At 61.8% G+C, this 16,982-nt stretch carries 12 protein-coding genes; 7 read left to right on the forward strand and 5 right to left on the reverse strand.

Annotation, left to right across the window (positions count from 1 at the left end; translation table 11 throughout):
• Window positions 1–302: 302 nt before the first annotated feature.
• Genes C7S18_RS21340 through C7S18_RS21350 form a run of 3 tightly spaced genes read left to right on the forward strand, consistent with a single transcriptional unit; the run spans window position 303 to window position 5,011 of the window.
• The gene (locus tag C7S18_RS21340; RefSeq protein ID WP_170113416.1) at window positions 303–1,643 is read left to right on the forward strand and encodes a M28 family metallopeptidase; all 1,341 of its coding nucleotides are present in this window, start codon (window positions 303–305) and stop codon (window positions 1,641–1,643) included.
• A 36-nt stretch (window positions 1,644–1,679) separates the two neighbouring features.
• Window positions 1,680–2,492 carry a bifunctional DNA-formamidopyrimidine glycosylase/DNA-(apurinic or apyrimidinic site) lyase gene (mutM, locus tag C7S18_RS21345; protein ID WP_106893476.1) on the forward strand — a complete coding sequence of 271 codons (813 nt, stop codon included), beginning with the start codon at window positions 1,680–1,682 and terminating at the stop codon, window positions 2,490–2,492.
• Between the two features lie 26 nt (window positions 2,493–2,518).
• Window positions 2,519–5,011 carry an ADOP family duplicated permease gene (locus tag C7S18_RS21350; protein WP_106893477.1) on the forward strand — a complete coding sequence of 831 codons (2,493 nt, stop codon included), beginning with the start codon at window positions 2,519–2,521 and terminating at the stop codon, window positions 5,009–5,011.
• Between the two features lie 85 nt (window positions 5,012–5,096).
• Here the strand turns inward: C7S18_RS21350 and C7S18_RS21355 are convergent, their stop codons facing one another.
• Both C7S18_RS21355 and C7S18_RS21360 read right to left on the reverse strand, forming a co-directional pair.
• Window positions 5,097–5,804, reverse strand: coding sequence for a pirin family protein (locus C7S18_RS21355; RefSeq protein ID WP_106893478.1), 708 nt, complete (start codon window positions 5,802–5,804; stop codon window positions 5,097–5,099).
• Between the two features lie 8 nt (window positions 5,805–5,812).
• On the reverse strand, window positions 5,813–6,424 hold the full coding sequence (locus tag C7S18_RS21360) for a malonic semialdehyde reductase (protein ID WP_206207938.1): 612 nt from the start codon (window positions 6,422–6,424) through the stop codon (window positions 5,813–5,815).
• Window positions 6,425–6,591: 167 nt separating this feature from the next.
• Here C7S18_RS21360 and C7S18_RS21365 point away from each other — a divergent pair, with 167 nt between their 5' ends.
• The gene (locus C7S18_RS21365; protein ID WP_106893480.1) at window positions 6,592–7,566 is read left to right on the forward strand and encodes a mitochondrial fission ELM1 family protein; all 975 of its coding nucleotides are present in this window, start codon (window positions 6,592–6,594) and stop codon (window positions 7,564–7,566) included.
• 37 nt (window positions 7,567–7,603) lie between these two features.
• Entirely contained in the window at window positions 7,604–8,659 is a 1,056-nt protein-coding gene (locus C7S18_RS21370) for a 2Fe-2S iron-sulfur cluster-binding protein (protein WP_106893481.1), read from the forward strand.
• A 16-nt stretch (window positions 8,660–8,675) separates the two neighbouring features.
• Here C7S18_RS21370 and C7S18_RS21375 read toward each other — a convergent pair whose 3' ends face one another.
• From C7S18_RS21375 to C7S18_RS21385, 3 genes are all read right to left on the reverse strand, one after another.
• Complete coding sequence (locus tag C7S18_RS21375) at window positions 8,676–11,987, reverse strand: DEAD/DEAH box helicase (protein WP_106893482.1); 3,312 nt, start codon at window positions 11,985–11,987, stop codon at window positions 8,676–8,678.
• Between the two features lie 220 nt (window positions 11,988–12,207).
• Window positions 12,208–13,113: a DUF2145 domain-containing protein gene (locus tag C7S18_RS21380; RefSeq protein ID WP_106893483.1), complete on the reverse strand. Its 906-nt coding sequence runs from the start codon at window positions 13,111–13,113 to the stop codon at window positions 12,208–12,210.
• Window positions 13,110–13,526 carry a hypothetical protein gene (locus C7S18_RS21385; RefSeq protein WP_146152058.1) on the reverse strand — a complete coding sequence of 139 codons (417 nt, stop codon included), beginning with the start codon at window positions 13,524–13,526 and terminating at the stop codon, window positions 13,110–13,112. The genes C7S18_RS21380 and C7S18_RS21385 overlap by 4 nt, the downstream gene beginning before the upstream one ends.
• Before the next feature lie 203 nt (window positions 13,527–13,729).
• On the opposite strand from C7S18_RS21385, the gene C7S18_RS21390 reads away from it, so the two are divergent.
• Entirely contained in the window at window positions 13,730–15,034 is a 1,305-nt protein-coding gene (locus C7S18_RS21390) for an amidohydrolase (protein WP_106893485.1), read from the forward strand.
• Between the two features lie 213 nt (window positions 15,035–15,247).
• Window positions 15,248–16,981, forward strand: coding sequence for a type IV-A pilus assembly ATPase PilB (gene pilB / locus C7S18_RS21395; protein ID WP_106893486.1), 1,734 nt, complete (start codon window positions 15,248–15,250; stop codon window positions 16,979–16,981).
• Window position 16,982 lies beyond the last annotated feature (1 nt).

A 16,982-nucleotide genomic window follows, 5' to 3' on the forward strand; every position in this document is an offset into this window, starting at 1 on the left:
ACATGCTCCTTAGGCGCAATGAGGCCTCGCACACAAAAATCAGGACAGGCTCATTCGAGTCATTTGCGGAACACGACACCACGCCATCCCATCGCATGCGCCAATCGTCTACGTCACGGATTCCCGATGAATCAGCGTTTGAAGAAGCTCGTCCGGTAAGTCCAGATCGGCACCGAGTCCGACACTTGTCCGGATTAAATACTCCAGAATCAAGAATATGCTTACTCGACAGGGATGGGGCCTTTCACACGAGCGAGCATGCAGCGATACTTGTCCGCTCCGCTTCTGGATATCCCGCCGACATGATGCCCGCTTCGATCTTGCTCGCTGCTGCACTGAATCAGGCGGCACCAGTCACGGTGGTCGACATTGAGCACGCAACGCTCACCGAGGTGAACGACGCGAAAGCGTTGGCATCGACGCACGGCTGGTGGCTGGAACTCGGGAACGAATTGGTGCTAGCGGGGCTTAACAAAAGCGACGAGCAACATCTAGGCCTGCCGTTGCAGGCACGGTTCGAATCCGTCGATGCGGCGCGGCTGCGCGTCATTGGCCGGGGCTGCGCTGAGCCGATCCAGTTCGGCCAGGAGATCGCAAGCAGTGGCCGTTGGCAATTGCGCCTGGTTGATCCGGGACAACCGTTGCCGGACGACGATGCGCATCTCACGATCCGTGCTTTCGAACCGAATCAAGTCTTGGCGCAGCGGCATCGACTGAGCACTGCAGCGCGCGCCAAAGCCGCAGCGGACCCAGCCGTGCAGGCCGTTGTCGATTCGATCGACAGTGCCCGTTGGTTCGCCGATGTCAGCACCCTGGCGAGCTTTGATCGATCGAGCTATGCGACCACCAGTTTGGCGCAAGCGCGCGACTGGATCGCCGGACAAATGCAGACGATCGGGCTCACGGCCAGCACACCCAACTTCAACATGAGCAGCCCAAGCGGCACCATCACCCGCCAGAATGTGCTGGGCGTCTGGACTGGTACCAGCCTGCCGGATGAATGGGTCATCGTGGGCGCGCATTACGATTCGCGCACCACCAACATCAACACCACGCTCAACACCCCAGGCGCCGAAGACAATGCGTCCGGATGTGCCGGTGTACTCGAACTGGCGCGTGCGCTGGTGCCGCGCCAACCGACGCGCACGGTGTTGTTCATGTGCTATGCCGGCGAAGAGCAGAACCTGCTTGGCAGCGCGGCGCACGTGCAGTCCCTAAACAGCGGTGGGCAACTGACCAAGGTCCAGGCGGTCGTCATCATGGACATGATCGGCTATAGCGCCGATGCGAATCTGCAGGCACTGTATGAGACCAGCGCGACGTACCTTTCGTACGCGCAGCGCTTCGGTGCCGCCGCAACCACCTATGTCCCCGCTTTGGACGTGGTCTACAGCACCAATCCGTTCGGCTCCGATCACATGCCCTATCTGAATGCCGGTCGGCAGACTTTGCTCGCAATCGAAAACGACTGGGATATCTACCCGCACTACCACAGGTCCACCGATACGCCCGCCAATATGGGCGCGAATGCAGCGGCCATGGGTAGCGCCATCCTGAAGACCAACGCCGCCGTGCTCGCCGAACTGGTGGGCTTGCCCCCGGCCGCTGAATTCGCCGACGGCTTTGAATCGCCAGCGCGCTGACTGTCATCCGGCGCGCGCCTGCGCGACAATCGGGGCATGCCCGAGTTACCCGAAGTCGAAACCACGCGGCGCGGCATTGCCCCGCACCTCAAAGCGCAGCAGATCGATGCGTTGACGTTGCGTCGGCCGGACTTGCGCTGGCCGATTCCGAAAGCGCTTGCCACCGCAGTGCGCGGTCAGCAGATCCTCGGCGTCCGCCGACGCGCAAAGTACTTGCTGATCGACACCGAGCCGGGCGCGATGCTGATCCACCTCGGCATGTCGGGCAGCTTGCGCGTGCTGCCGCATGGCCAGACCGCCGGCAAGCATGATCACTACGATCTCGAACTCAGCAATCACACCTTGCTGCGCTTCAATGACCCGAGGCGTTTCGGCTGCCTGTTGTGGCAAGCGGCTGGGACCACTCATGAGTTGCTCGCGCACCTGGGGCCCGAACCGCTGGAGGGCGATTTCGATGGCGACTATCTGTTCGCAATGAGCCGCGGCCGCAGCGCGCCGATCAAGGCATTCCTGATGGACCAGGCCGTCGTCGTCGGCGTCGGCAACATCTATGTGGCCGAGGCGTTGTTCGCCGCCGGCATTCGACCGATGCGCGCTGCCGGCAAAGTCAGCCGAGCCTCGTACCAGGCGATCGCGGTTGCCATCCGACGCATTCTGGCCTACGCGATTGAACGCGGCGGCACCACGCTTCGGGATTTTCTGAAGCCGGACGGCGAGCCAGGCTATTTTGAGCAGGAGTTGTTCGTTTACGGCCGTGCTGGCGAGCCTTGCAAAGTGTGTGGCGGCATCATCAAGGGTTTGGTTCAATCCAATCGTGCGAGCAGTTACTGCCCGCGTTGTCAAAAATAGGCCGAGCCGGCCGCATTGGTGTGGCAATGGTTGCATCCGCATGGATCACTGATTGGCAATTGGCGTTGCGTCGCGCGGCCGCGCGGCCGCGCCATGCTCTGGCGATCATTCTGGTGCTGGCACTTGGCATTGGTGCCAGCACGACGGTGTATTCGGCGTTGGAGACCCTTCTCCTGCGACCGTTGCCGTTTCCGGACGACCAACAGCTGGTGGCGCTTTACAACACCTATCCACGCCTGAACATCGCGGACTCCGGCAATACCGTCGCCGACTACCTGGATCGACGGAACCACGTTACGGCGCTGTCCGACAGCGCGCTGTATTACGACACCAGTCTCGACCTTGCCGATCCGGCTGTTGGCTCGGCATTGCGTGTGTCCGCCGTGGTTGCCTCACCGTCACTGTTCACGACCTTGGCGGTGCACCCGCAACTGGGTCGCACATTTGTTGACGACGATGCCATAGCTGAGACCGACACCGGCGGCATGTGGGTCAAAGGCCGACCCGTCGCGATTATCAGTGACCGATTCTGGCGCAGCACGCTCGGCAGTGACCCGAACATCCTTGGTCGAACCTTGTCGTTCAGCGGGCGGCGCTACGAGGTCATCGGGGTTATGGCACCCCAGTTCGCGTTCCCTAGCCCAGAGGTCCAGGTCTGGTTGCCGTTCGCATTCTCCAATCGGCAGAAGTCGGATGCCATGCGCGGATTTGAGTTCGCTCATTCGATCGGTCGGCTCGCCGAAGGCAGCTCGATCGGGCAACTGCAAGCGCAACTCGTGGCGTTGGCGCAACAAAATCTGCAGCGCGCGCAGGCCGACTCGGGCCCCGCGCTCGCGGCGTTCTGGCAGCGCGCCGAACACTCCCAATTCACCGGCAGCGCGCAGCCATTGCGTGACAAGCTCGTCGGCGATCTCCGCCAAACGGTCGCGCTTTTGATGGCTGCTGTGGTCGTGCTGCTCGCCATTGCCGCTGCGAATGCCGCGAACATGATGGTGCTGCACCTGTCGCCGCACTACCGGAGCATGGGCGTTCGCCAGATTCTCGGCGCATCGAACTGGGATATTGTGCGGCCCATTGTGCTGGAGTCAGTGAGCCTTGCGTTAGCTGCGGGCATTGCAGGCCTGGCCTTGGCAGGCCTCGGCATGGCTGTGATGCGCGCGCTCGGGCTAGGTGGAGAGGTGCTGGGGTTGGCACTCGAGATCAACGCGGCGGTCCTCGGTTTTGCCGCCCTGGCCGTGACGGTGAGCACGCTGTGTTGTGTCGTGGCGGCCGTTCTGCATTGGCGGCTCAACGGCATTCGCGTGCAGGCGAGCGAATCGAGCAAGGCGCTCCTCGGCAGTCGGCGCGCGCATGCGGTGCGAACTCAGTTTGTGGTGTTGCAGATCGCTCTGGCGATCGCACTTCTGGCCACGGCGGGTCTACTCGCGCAGAGTCTTCGGCAGATTCAGCGTGTGGCGCCTGGGTTCTCGGCCGCTGGAGTCCTCGGCCTCAATGTGAATCTGTCGCCCGATCGCTATCCGGATGCAGCGCAAACCCGGCAATTTCAGCGACAGCTCTTGGACGCCCTGCGATCCCTGCCTGGTGTCGAATCCGTCGGGCTGCTCAGCAGCTTGCCGTTTACTTCCGATGACGACAGTACAACCGTGATTCGGGATGGGGCAGACGCCCCAACAGTTCCGGCTTATCTGCAATCCGTGGACGCCGATTTGTTCCGTACGTTGCAGATCCCCATGGTGAGCGGCCGCACCTTTCTGCCCACAGAGGACGAGCGCGCGCCGGCAGTCGCGGTGATCGACGTCGCGCTCGCGAAAGCGCTGTTTGGCGATCGCAGCCCCCTGGCGCAACGGGTTGCAACCCCAGGCGTGAATGGCCCGGTCTGGTACGACATCGTAGGCGTTGCCGGATCCATCAAGCGCCACGATCTGAGCGAGCAGGCGGCAGCGAACACCCTTTATCTTTCGGCCGTCCAATCGCCGCCAAGAATCTTCCGGATCGTCATTCGTACCAAGCTCCCGGTAGACCGTGTGTTTGGGCCGGTGCGAAGCCAAATGCAACGATTGGATGCCGCGCAGCCGATCTGGGGCTTGATGCCGCTGGACCAGCGCATCGCGGAATCGCTCCAGATGCGCCATGCCGTGCTGCTCATCGTGGCCCTCTTTGCCGGGTCGGCGCTTCTGCTGTGTGCGACCGGGCTATTCAGCACGCTGGCCATGACCATCGCCGAACGCACGGGTGAGATTGGGCTTCGGCTTGCGGTGGGCGCGAGCCCCGCTCGCATCTTCCGCATGGTGCTGGGCGAGGCCACCCGTACGGCCGGTATCGGCGTTCTGTTTGGTGCCAGTCTCGCACTCGTGCCGGCGCCCCTGATTCGTTCGAACCTGTTTGGCGTGTCCGCTCACGTTCCGGTCGTTGTGCTCGTCGTTTCCGGCGCGGGCATGATCCTCGTGCTGCTTGCCAGTATCGTCCCGGCCCGTCGTGCAGCAAGCGTCAACCCCTTGCACGCGCTTGGTGACCATTGACCCGGCGGCCACTTGTTGCGTGTTCCGTGCCGGGTCCACAAGCGGTTCGTGATCATGAAGCCCAAAGCACCCGGTCGCCAAGCCCTCAATTCGCGATCGGCAGATCAAACAACAGAAACTCGGCTTCCTGACTGGCTCGGATCGACAGGCTCGATTCGTGCCGCGCCGCCAATCCGTCGCCAGCTTGCATCAGGGTGTGGTTGATTTGGAGCGTGCCCCGGATCAGCTGAATCCAGATTCCGCGGGCGTCCGCCACCGCGTAGTCAGCAGTGTGCCCGGCATCAAACAGGCCACCAAACATCCGCATGTTCTGCCGCACCTCAATCACGCCTTCCTCGCCGTAACCCGAGGCCAGCAGCTTCAGTTGGTTGCGCCGTGATTCGAGCGGAAAATCCTGCTGTGCATAGCCAGGCTGCAGCCCCAGCCGATCGGGTTGAACCCAGATCTGCAGGAACTGCACCAACTCGTCTTGGGAGGCATTGAACTCGCTGTGTTCGATCCCCGTGCCGGCACGCATGCGCTGAATCTCGCCGGGCCGGATGACCGAACCCGTACCAAGGCTGTCCTGGTGCGCCAAGCCACCATGGATCACATAACTGATGATCTCCATGTTCTGGTGGCCGTGGCGCGCGAAGCCTTTGCCTGGCTGCACAATGTCCTGATTGATCACGCGCAGTGGGCCGAAGCCCATGAAGCGCGGGTCGTGGTAATGACCAAACGAAAACGTGTGCTGGGAGTCCAGCCAGTCAATCCGGAAGTGACCGCGTTCGGCAGCAGGGCGAAGGCTTATCATGGCGGCACTCAGACGATCTTGCAGGCGTCCGCAAACGACAACCGCGGGTTGCGCGGGTACACCTTGCTGTCGTCGCCATAGCCCAGATTGATGATGAAGTTGGACTTGATCTTGGTGCCGGCAAAGAACGCGGCATCGACCTTGGCCGCATCGAAGCCCGACATCGGGCCGCAGTCCAAACCGAGCGCGCGCGCGGCCAGAATCAGGTAGGCACCCTGTAGGCTGGAGTTGCGGAGTGCAATCGGGGCGATCTGTTCGTCGTTCATCCAGTCGAACCAGGATTTGGCCGTCGGCGCGATGGGGTAGAGCGTCGGCAAATGGTCGTAGAAGGCCAGATCCATGCCGACAATCGCCGTGGCGGGTGCTGCCATCGTCTTGGGTTTATTGCCTTCGTCCATGCACTCGTTCAGCTTGGCCTTGGCCTCGGCCGAGCGCACAAACACAATGCGGCCTGGCGAGTTGTTGGCAGCTGTGGGGCCCATGCGGGCCAGGTTCCAGACTTCTTCCAGCAGCGCATCCGGCACGTCCTTCGGCAGCCAAGGGTTCGGGTTGGCGTTGTGGGTATGGGCTTCCAAAAACAGTTGGTTCAAGGCATCTTGTGACAAAGGCATGTGGCGCATGATTGGACTCCTGGCAAACGATCGAGAGCAGGCATTGTGCAGAAAGGGCGCCGGCAAAGCCACGCGCAATCGTGCAAGCTGGCCTTGCAGAATGGCCGAGGCCTGGGTTAGAAGACGCCTGCGTCCTGTGATGCTGCCGTCAAAATGGGCGACTATCGCGCGTTGCCATGACTGCTGAGACCCGTCTGTTCGCGATCAGCGATGGCCGTGCCGGCAACGCCCGCCAGGCCGAAGCGCTGGCTGCCGCGATTGGCGGCGAGGTCACGGTGTTTCGCACCGAACCCAATCGTCCTTGGCGCTGGTTCGCCCCGCGCCTGATCCCGGGATATCGCCGCATGATGACCCGAGCCTTTGGCGCGGTATTGGCCGGGCCACCGCCGGACTTTCTGGTGGGTTGTGGGCGGCAGGCGGCGTTCTGGTTGCGTGCGCTGAAGCGGCATTGGCCCAATACCTTTGCCGTGCAGATTCTCGATCCAAGGGTGGCCTGGGGCGAGTTCGATCTGATTGTCTGCCCCGAGCACGACGAGCTTGCGGGCCCGAATGTGCTGGTCACGCTCGGCGCGCTGCACGACTTGACGGCCGAGCGCTTGCAACAAGCTCGAAGGCGCTTCAGTGATCTGGATCGACGGCCCCGTCCCATCACCAGTCTGTTGATTGGCGGACCGTCGCCGATGCTGCCACTGAATGCGGAGTCGGTTCGGCATCTGCTGTCGCGGATCGAGCACCTGCCCGGCCAGCATCAGGGCAGTTTGCTCGTGACCACGTCCCGCCGCACGCCGAAAGCCGTCTCAGAGCAAATCGCGGCACATTGCGCCGCCATGCCCGGCACGCAGTTCTGGTCGCCTGATCACCCAGGCGACAACCCGTATGTCGGTTTTCTGGCTTGTGCGGACCGAATCGTCGTCACCCCCGATTCGGTCAACATGCTGAGCGAGGCCGTCGCGGTAGGTGTTCCGGTCTACACACTCTGCGAGCAGGAGCCGACTGGCAAGTTCGCGCATTTCCATGCCGCCCTTCGAGAGCGCGGTCTCTTGCATCCGCTCGGGACCCTGGGCTGGCCACGTCCGCCGTTGCGCGAAACGGAAAATATTGCCGAAGCGGTACGCTTGCGCTGGCAGGCGCATCGCGAGAACGAACGCTGAGCTTGCGCGACCTGCCGGCCACCGCTTCAATTGGCGCATGCCCTATCAAATCCGAATCGAGCCTTCAGGTCACCAGTTCCAGTGCGATGCCGACACGCACCTCCTCGACGCCGCGCGGGCGCAGGGATTTGCGTTGCCCTATTCGTGCCGGAGCGGCGTGTGTGGATCGTGTCAGGCCCGGCTCGTCTCCGGACAAGTGCGTTATGCCAGCGCGCCACCGGCACTTAGAGACGGTGACACCCAGGCCATTCTGCTGTGTCAGGCATTTGCCAAGACCGATCTGGTCATCAGTGCGCGCGAAGTGCCGAGCGTCGCGGACATGCCCCGTCGGATCACGGCCGTCAAAGTGATCGACAAGCAACAGTTGGCCAGCGATGTGATGTTGCTCCGTCTGCAGCCGCCGCGCGGCCAGGCGTTGCGTTCGCTGGCTGGTCAGTACCTGGAGATCATGCTGCCGGAAGGCAAGCGCCGGGCATTTTCGATCGCCAACGCGCCCGAGTACGAACTCGACGATCACGCGATCGAGCTCCACGTGCGGCGCGTTGCCGGTGGTGGGTTCACCGAGCGCGTATTCACGGAATTGCCGATCGGCAGTGTGCTGCGCATCGAGGCGCCGCTCGGCACGTTCGTGCCGCGCGAAGATTCCGATCGCCCCATGCTGTTCATGGCGGGTGGCACGGGCTTTGCACCAATCAAGGCCATCATCGAGCACTTCCTCGCCCTGGGGAGCAAGCGGCCGATGCGCTTCTTCTGGGGTGCGCGCACGCTCGCAGACTTGTATCTGGATGCCCTACCGAAACGGTGGGCAAGCGAGAATCCGCACTTCAGCTACGTGCCGGTGTTGTCCGAGCCCGACCTGAGTGATCAGCCAATCGTATCGGGGCCAGTCCACGAGGCCGTGCTCGCGCACTGCCCGGACCTTGCCCAGCACGACCTGTACATGAGCGGCCCACCAGGCATGATCGATGTGGCCCGCCACGCATTCTCCGCCCGTGGACTGCCTGAGGACCGCATGTACTACGATTCGTTCGAGTACGCGCCCGAAGTGATTGCGGCAATTCTGGCGGCGCGCGCTGGCGTCAAAACGCGTTGAGGCGTCGACCCAGGCATCAACCTGGGCCGAACAATTCTTCCAGATCTTCCTCGTCAAACCGCAACACCGAACTGGTGCCACCCTCGAGCAGGGCTGCCGCGAGTTCGGCCTTGCGGGCTTGCAGCGTCTGAATGCGTTCTTCGACCGTACTGGCGCAGATCAGCTTGTAGACGAACACTGGCTTGTCCTGACCAATGCGATGCGCGCGATCGGTCGCTTGATCCTCAGCAGCGGGATTCCACCACGGGTCGTAGTGGATCACCGTGTCGGCCGCAGTCAGGTTCAGGCCCACGCCGCCGGCCTTCAGGCTGATCAGGAAAATCGGCGCCTCGCCGGCCTGGAAGCGATCGACCAGTTCGGTCCGGTTTTGCGTTTGTCCCGTCAGCATCAAATGCGTCAGGCCCATGCTTGTCAGAAGCTCGCTGATCAATGCCAGCATTTCCGCAAACTGCGAGAACACGAGCACGCGCCGGCCTTCTTGGACCAACTGTTCGAGCATGTCGCTCAAGTGTTCAAGCTTCGCCGATTCGAGTACCGACTGCGCGGCTTCGAGCTTGACCAGCCGCGGGTCGCAGCACACTTGCCGCAACTTCAGCAGCGCATCCAGCACCACGACCCCACTCTGCCCCATCCCCTTGGCGCCTACTGCTTCGCGCACACGCAGATACTCGCGGGCGCGGAGCGATTCATAAAGCGCCTTCTGGTCGCCATCGAGCGTGATGGTTTGAATCTGGGTGGTCTTTGCGGGCAGATCGCGGGCGACATCTTCCTTCCGTCGACGCAGAATCAGCGGTGCGACGCGCCGGTTGAGGCGTTCCTGCTGATCGGCATCGGCGAACTTCTCGATGGGCTGTCGGTAATGCTTCAGAAAATGCCGCTCACCGCCGAGCACGCCCGGTTCGACGGCATCGAGAATCGCCCAGAGCTCGCCCAGGTGATTTTCCAATGGCGTACCCGTCATCGCGAGTCGGCGCGCGCAATTCAAATCCCGCACAGCCTTGGCTGCCAACGCGCGCGGATTCTTGATCGCCTGCGCCTCGTCGAGCACGAGCAACGCAAACTTCTCGCGTTGCAGATGATCGATATCGCGCGGCAACAACGGGTAGCTCGACAAGATCAGGTCGAACTGCCGGATGCGGCGGAAATCGCTTTCGCGATCCGGTCCGTGCAGGATCAGGACGTTGAGTTCGGGGGCGAGCCGTTGGGCCTCGCGAAACCAGTTGCCGAGCAACGACGTCGGTACCACGATCAATACTGGTTTGGTGAGCCGACCGGCTTGCTTTTCGACTGCCAAGTGCGCGAGCACCTGCACCGTTTTGCCTAGGCCCATATCGTCAGCCAGAATGCCGCCGATGCCCGCTTCGCCCAAAAAGCCGAGCCAGTTCAAACCATCGAGCTGGTAGTTGCGCAGTTCGGCGCCGAAGTGCTCTGGCGGTGCGACCGGCTTTCGGGTCATCGACAACTCGCGCAACTGCGCGCGCCGCTTCGGATCGAGCTTCAGACCGATTTCTTCGGAGTCGACCAACTCTTTCAGATTGTTGATTTCGGAGCGATGCAGGCGCAGATCGCCCACGTCGTCTTCCTCCACCAAGCTGGCGCGCAGCGATTCCAGAAGATGCCGGAGCCGGTTCAGTGGCATGCGCACACGTCGGTGCGCGTCGATCGGCACCAAGTACTCGGCGTCAATCGGCTCTCGCTCACGGGCCTTGCGTGGGAACTGCGGGTCCACGGCCAGACGCTTTAGTGCCGGCAGCAGGTCGATCCGTTCATTGTGTATCGTGACGCCGATCTTGAGCTCGAACCACGCCTCGCGATGCTCGATCTCGGCCCACCAGTCTTCGGCCAGCGGCAGCACCTGATTCGGAAAGCTCGGATCATATTCGAGCAAAAAGCCGAGTTCTTCCAGGCGCGGAATCACGCTCACCCATTGCTCCGGCGTCGCGATGTGGTAGTTCAGTTCGAGCAGGTAATGAAAATCGCCAAACGAATCGGGCTCGGGCAACTGCCTGGGCCAGATGGTGATGGCATCTTTGAGCCCGGCTTCCTGCACGCGCTCGGCGGCGGCTTCTTCCAGCGCGTAGTTGCGTGCGATGCGATACAGCACGCCATCGCGATAGCGCTCCGTCTCGACGCCGAAGCCCGGTTCCACGCGATGCGGCCCATAATTGAATTCGAGCACGGCCATGCCGAGTTTGTTGCCAAGTTTAGCCTGCCCCCATGCTGGCACGGGCACGCCAATGAGGCGCAACACGGCCTCGGGCTCCAGATCGCGCGCGGCTTCGATACGCAAACTGCGGGGCGCCGGTACTTTGCCGGCGAGGTCAGTATGGGCGAAGGCTTCGAGGAAGGCATCGAGCTCATCGGGTGATACGGTCGGGGTTTCGAGCAGGCGCGCGATGTCGCTGCCATCGCTCAGCACCGATCGAACTTCAGCGCGGCCGATATCGATGACCACGTAGCCGACCACCGTCTTCAAGAGACGCATGCGCTCGACCCCAGCGACCTGTGCGCTCAGGCGCTGAACGCCGAACTCATCGATCTGCCAATACCATCCGAGTGTGCAGGGTTCGCCGGGATGCAGACGCTTCGGGCTTAGCCGCTCGAAATAGCAATGCGACCGTTCGAGCATCTGCCACAGTGATTCCGCTGGGCGAAGTTTGGAGGCCACGTACCATTGCTCGTGGCGACGAATCACCGTGCGCCCGAGCGCGAGCTGCGACACCCAGTTCAATTCATGTTCGGGCAGGTCTTCAACCTTGGCCTCGGCGGGATTGAATCGCGACAGCACAGGCGCCGTGCGTCCGGATTCCGGGCTCGTCTTGCCGGCATGCGCATCAAAGCGCGCTGGCTCGATGACCAGCTCACTACCAGGTTGATTCGAGTCTTCCATCGCCCACAGGAACACCAACGGCGCGGGGCCGGCGTCGGCGAGCGCCGAAGGCAGCGGCTGCTTCTGATTTTCGATCCAAGCCTTCAGGGCCGGGGACATCGGTTTGGACTCGGCCGGATGCGGCTCCAGATCAGTGGCTTCGCTCTCGTTCTCGAGCAACATGACCACTGCGACCAGATGCTCGCAAGGGCTGCGCTGCTGACAGCTGCATTGGCCGCGGATCTGGGCGTGATCAAGCCACTCGGAGAGTTCGAGCCGCAAATGAATCGGCTTGGGGTCGAAACGCCAGTCGGCTTCAACCAGGATTCGATTCTGCCGCTCGATGGCGTTCAGATTCTCGATGCGACCTTGGGCGAGTCCCGTCTCAGCCAGACGAAGCGTATCGCCTGGCACAAACAACAAGAGTCGATCGCGCACACTTGCGTGCTCAATCCGCATGCAAGCCACCCATCGACGTTTCGAAAATAGAACGCATGCGGATCCAGTTCGCCCGACCAAACGTCAAGCATAACCCGCTTTGTGGTCGCGTTGTAAGCAGAGGGTCGCTTTTTGAGGTCCACACTTGTTGCGTGCCCAGACAGCGGCTCGGGCATCAGCCGAAACGTGAACGTAATGTCAGTGTCTGGAAGACGATTGTGTTTCAATCCCGCGCGCATGGTCAGCGCATGACCATGATCGTCGTTGGTTCCGAAGGTGTCGATGCGTCTGCGTTGGGCACCCCATCCAGTTCGATCGGGCTTTGGGTCACTTGGCCATCGTGAATCACCCAGGCTTTGGTCGCGAGTCCACGCTGATCGAGGTACCGCATGATCGCGTGCACGGTCACCACGGGATAATCGCCGCGCAAGCGGGTGGCGACCGGATGATCGCTGAAGTCGGCGTTCGCGGTGAACAAGCCGCCCATGATGCGTTTGCGATAAGGGATCGCGAGCACGTCTGGTTGGAATACGGGCTTCAGCGTTTGCCAGATCGCCTGCCGATCGCGCTGCACTTGGCCCTGTTCGGCTGCGGCCAGCAATTCCAGAATGTAGGCCGTACTGTTCTGCGAACGCAACTTGCCTGGCGGCGCGATCACATTGTAGTGCGGCTGAAAGAGGCGGACGGCCTGCCCACTGTCGAATACCTGCGCCAGGTCCGTCTCCATCGCCGGCGTCAGCAGAATCAGCTTCGTATTCTGGCTGGTCAAGTGGCGGGCGTAGTAGTCGAACAAACCATCCACGAAGAGCCCCGCATCATCGGTCCCACAGGTATTCAGCAGATGCCAGACGCGCCACGTTCCAGCCTCAGGCGATCGCCGTGCCACGGCGATGTGACTGAAATACAGCCCGTGTTTCGACAAGTCATTGCCGACCCGTGCCAGCAGCGCCACAGGCCGATCTGCCTGGATCAGCGCATCCTGAACATCATTCGCGGTTGCTGCCGCAGCGATGAGTTGCTCGCCGCTGAGCGGCGTTTGCACGCAGCTTTGACCCGCCATCGCTTTGTGCGCGGGCAACACGAATAGCCACATTCCGTGCCACAGAATCCGGCGCAGCCAATGCCACATCCCAAGGCCGCGGCTCATGGCGCCACCTGCTCACGGTGCATCAAGCGCCGTGTGTTCGCATCCGGGACGAACGCCACCACACGTTGATCCAGCGTCAACGCGGTGCCACCACGAACCGCTTTGCGGTCCAACTCGCGACCATTCTGGGTCTTCAACCATTCGCCCATTTCCGTCGATACCGTGATGACGCCAGCGGTGGCAGCGGATGGCGTCAACAGCACTACGGTTGCCGCGCTGGCGGCGACCGTGACGGTGCCCACCAGTATCGTTGAGCCTGCCTCGCCGGCCACGCCCAGGCCTTCCAGGACGAGGCTCGATGCCTCAATACTGGCGTCGGAAAGGGTCATGCTGGCGTCGGCGGGTTCGGCGTTGACAGTCAGCGGCAGGCACAGGGCAAGGATCAGGGGCAGCGCGAGAGAAGACGTGTTCATCGTAGGCTCCGTTGGTTCGAGTGCCATTGTTGTGCCGCATCTCGCGCTGGTTACCAATTCCCGATCGGCTGAGCGCAGTTGCCGAAACCAGCGGTGACAGAAAACGCGACCACGGCCACCATTGATCATGATCTGCCGGTCGGGCCCCGGTTGAAATTCGCACGGGGAAGCGCCAGCCTTGCAGCTCTTTTCAGGATTCCCCTATGCGCCATCGTCTGCTGCTGCTCTCGATCCTCGTTTATGCCACCGGCTTTGGTGCAATGGCTGCGGACTCGGTGCCGGGGCAGATCGAAAGCGTTCGCCAGACGGTCATCGACTGGCGCCGGGATTTCCATCAGCACCCCGAGCTTGGCAACCACGAAATTCGCACAAGCGGGATTGTGGCCGCAGAGCTCAAGAAGATGGGAATCCGGGTCGAAACCGGCATCGCCAAGACTGGCGTCGTGGGGGTGCTGACCGGCGACCTGCCTGGTCCCCGCATTGCGATTCGCGCGGATATGGACGCGTTACCCGTAGTCGAAGAGGTAGACCTGCCCTTCGCATCCAAGGCAAAGGCCGATTGGGACGGGAAAGAGGTTGGCGTCATGCACGCGTGCGGTCATGACGCGCACACGGCCATTTTGCTCGGCACCGCCAAGGTTCTGTCCGAATTGAAAGCGCAGCTGCGTGGCGAAGTGCTCTTTGTGTTTCAGCCGGCCGAGGAAGGTCCGCCAGCAGGCCAGGAAGGTGGCGCCGAGTTGATGATGAAGGAAGGCGTATTCAAAGGCCGTGAGCCAGAAGCGGTCTTCGGTCTGCATGTGTTTTACACCCTGCATTCGGACCAGATTGGCGTCCGCGAGGGGCCGCTGCTCGCCGGGTCGGATCGCTTCTCGATCACCGTCAAAGGTCAACAGACCCATGGTGCGCAGCCCTGGCGTGGGGTTGACCCGGTCGTCACGGCGGCCCAGATCGTCAATCAGTCACAAACCATCATCAGCCGCCAGCTCAACATCTCCGAACTGCCGGCGGTTCTGAGCTTCGGCATGGTTCACGGCGGGCTGCGCTGGAACATCATTCCGGAGCAGGTCACGCTGGAGGGCACGATCCGCACGTTTGATCCGGCAATGCGCGACGATCTGTTCAAGCGCCTGATTCGCACGGCCGAGCACGTGGCTGCGGCGCAGGGCGCGAGCGTCGACTATGTGATTCCCATGCCGGATGCAGTGAACCTGGTGACTTACAACAACCCGGACCTGACCCGCGCGATGCGGCCGAGTCTGGAAGCCGCAGTGGGCGCAGACCGGGTCAAGTCGATTCCGCCGAACATGGTGGCCGAGGACTTTCCCCGCTTCACCCAAGCCATCCCGGGGATGTACTTTTTCGTAGGCGCCGTGAAGCCAGGAGCCGACCTCGCTCTGGCGGCGCCAAACCACTCGCCACGCTTCACGGTGGACGAGGGGGCGCTCGATACCGGCGTCCGGGCCATGGTGCAGCTCGCACTGGACGCCGGAAGCCGCCTGGCGAAGTAACAATGGTCGCGCCTGCTGCAACGGGTAGTCGGCACTCAGTTCAGCAAATCAAGCACTTGCCGGTTTCTTTTCGAACGCGGCAGCGGCCCGGTCCCGTCACGAACTGCCAAACCGGTCACGGCCGTGCATCAATTGGTGACGGATTTCGGCAAAATATTCCGGTCTGGCAGGGATTTGCGGTACATTCCTCCCAAAGTCTTTGAAGGGTGCACCATGGCGAATCCCATCAATCCGGCACAACTCACCGGCCTGCCCGGCATCGTGCGGCGTTTGGTGATCGATGGGGTCATCAGTGAGGAAGACGCACGCAAGGCGTTTGATGCGTCTAACAAGCAGAAGATTCCGCTGGTAAGTTTTTTGGTACAAAACGCCGTGGCGCCGGCCATCCAAGTGGCCAACGCGGCAGCGACCGAATTCGGCATTCCGCTGTTCGATGTGCGTGCGCTCGATCTTCGGCAGGCGCCGATCAAGCTGGTGGAGGAAAAACTGATCCAGCAGCATCGGGCGATGCCTTTGTTCAAGCGCGGCAATCGCCTGTTCGTCGGCATTTCTGATCCAACCAACCTGCGTGCGCTGGACGAAATTAAATTCCAGGCCAATCTGCCGGTCGACCCCATCATTGTGCCCGAGGACTTCCTGGAGAAGGCCATCGAATCGGCGTTGGCCGGCGTCGACCAGCTGAATCAGCAGCTGGGTGGCGATGAGGACGAAGGCCTGGAGGGCATGGAGCTCGGTGACGACGAAGATCTGGACGATGCGGCCCAGGGTGGTAACGACTCCGGGGTCGATGACACGCCGATCGTCAAGTTCGTCAACAAGTGCCTGCTCGACGCGATCAAGCGCGGCGCGTCCGATATTCACTTCGAGCCTTACGAGACGTTGATGCGCGTGCGCTTTCGTCTGGACGGCATTCTGCGGCCGGTCGCCAACGCGCCGGTCAAGCTGGCGCCGCGCATTGCCGCCCGTATCAAGGTCATGGCTGGTCTGGACATTGCCGAGCGCCGTCTCCCGCAGGACGGACGCATCAAGCTGAATATCAGCAAGGCGAAGTCGATGGACTTTCGCGTGAGTACCTGCCCAACGCTGTTCGGCGAAAAAGCGGTGCTGCGTATTCTGGACGCGTCCGCGGCCAAGCTCGGTATCGACAAGCTGGGCTATGAAGAAGAGCAGAAAGGTCACTTCCTGGATGCCATTCACAAGCCCTATGGAATGGTGCTGGTGACCGGTCCAACCGGGTCCGGCAAAACGGTATCGCTCTATACCGCGCTCAATATTCTCAATACCGATGCGGTCAATATCTCGACGGCTGAAGACCCGGTCGAAATCCGCGTGCATGGCATCAACCAGGTTCAGCAGAATGCCAAGAAGGGCATGACGTTCGCGGCGGCGCTGCGCTCGTTCCTGCGCCAGGACCCGGACATCATCATGGTCGGCGAAATCCGCGATCTGGAAACCGCCGAGATCGCGATCAAGGCGGCGCAGACCGGGCACTTCGTGTTGTCCACGCTGCACACCAACGACGCGCCGCAGACGGTTGCGCGCCTGATGAACATGGGCATTGCCCCGTTCAATATCACCTCATCTGTGACCTTGATCACGGCGCAGCGCCTGGCGCGGCGCTTACATGATTGCAAACGGCCCATCCGAATCCCGCGCGAGGCCCTGCTGGCTGAAGGCTTCAAGGAAGACGAGGTTGACTCGATGACCTTGTACGAAGCCGTTGGCTGCAGCGGCTGCAACGATGGTTACAAGGGTCGCGTCGGCATTTATCAAGTGATGCCGATGACCGAAGAAATTCAGAAGGTGATTCTGCATGGCGGCAACGCCATCCAGATCGCCGAAATTGCCAAGCGCAACGGCATCAACGATCTGCGCCAGTCTGCACTGCTGAAATGCCGTAACGGCTTCACCAGTCTGGCCGAGATCAACCGCGTCACCAAGGACTAAA

Source organism: Ahniella affigens (genome assembly GCF_003015185.1).
Lineage (GTDB): Bacteria > Pseudomonadota > Gammaproteobacteria > Xanthomonadales > Ahniellaceae > Ahniella > Ahniella affigens.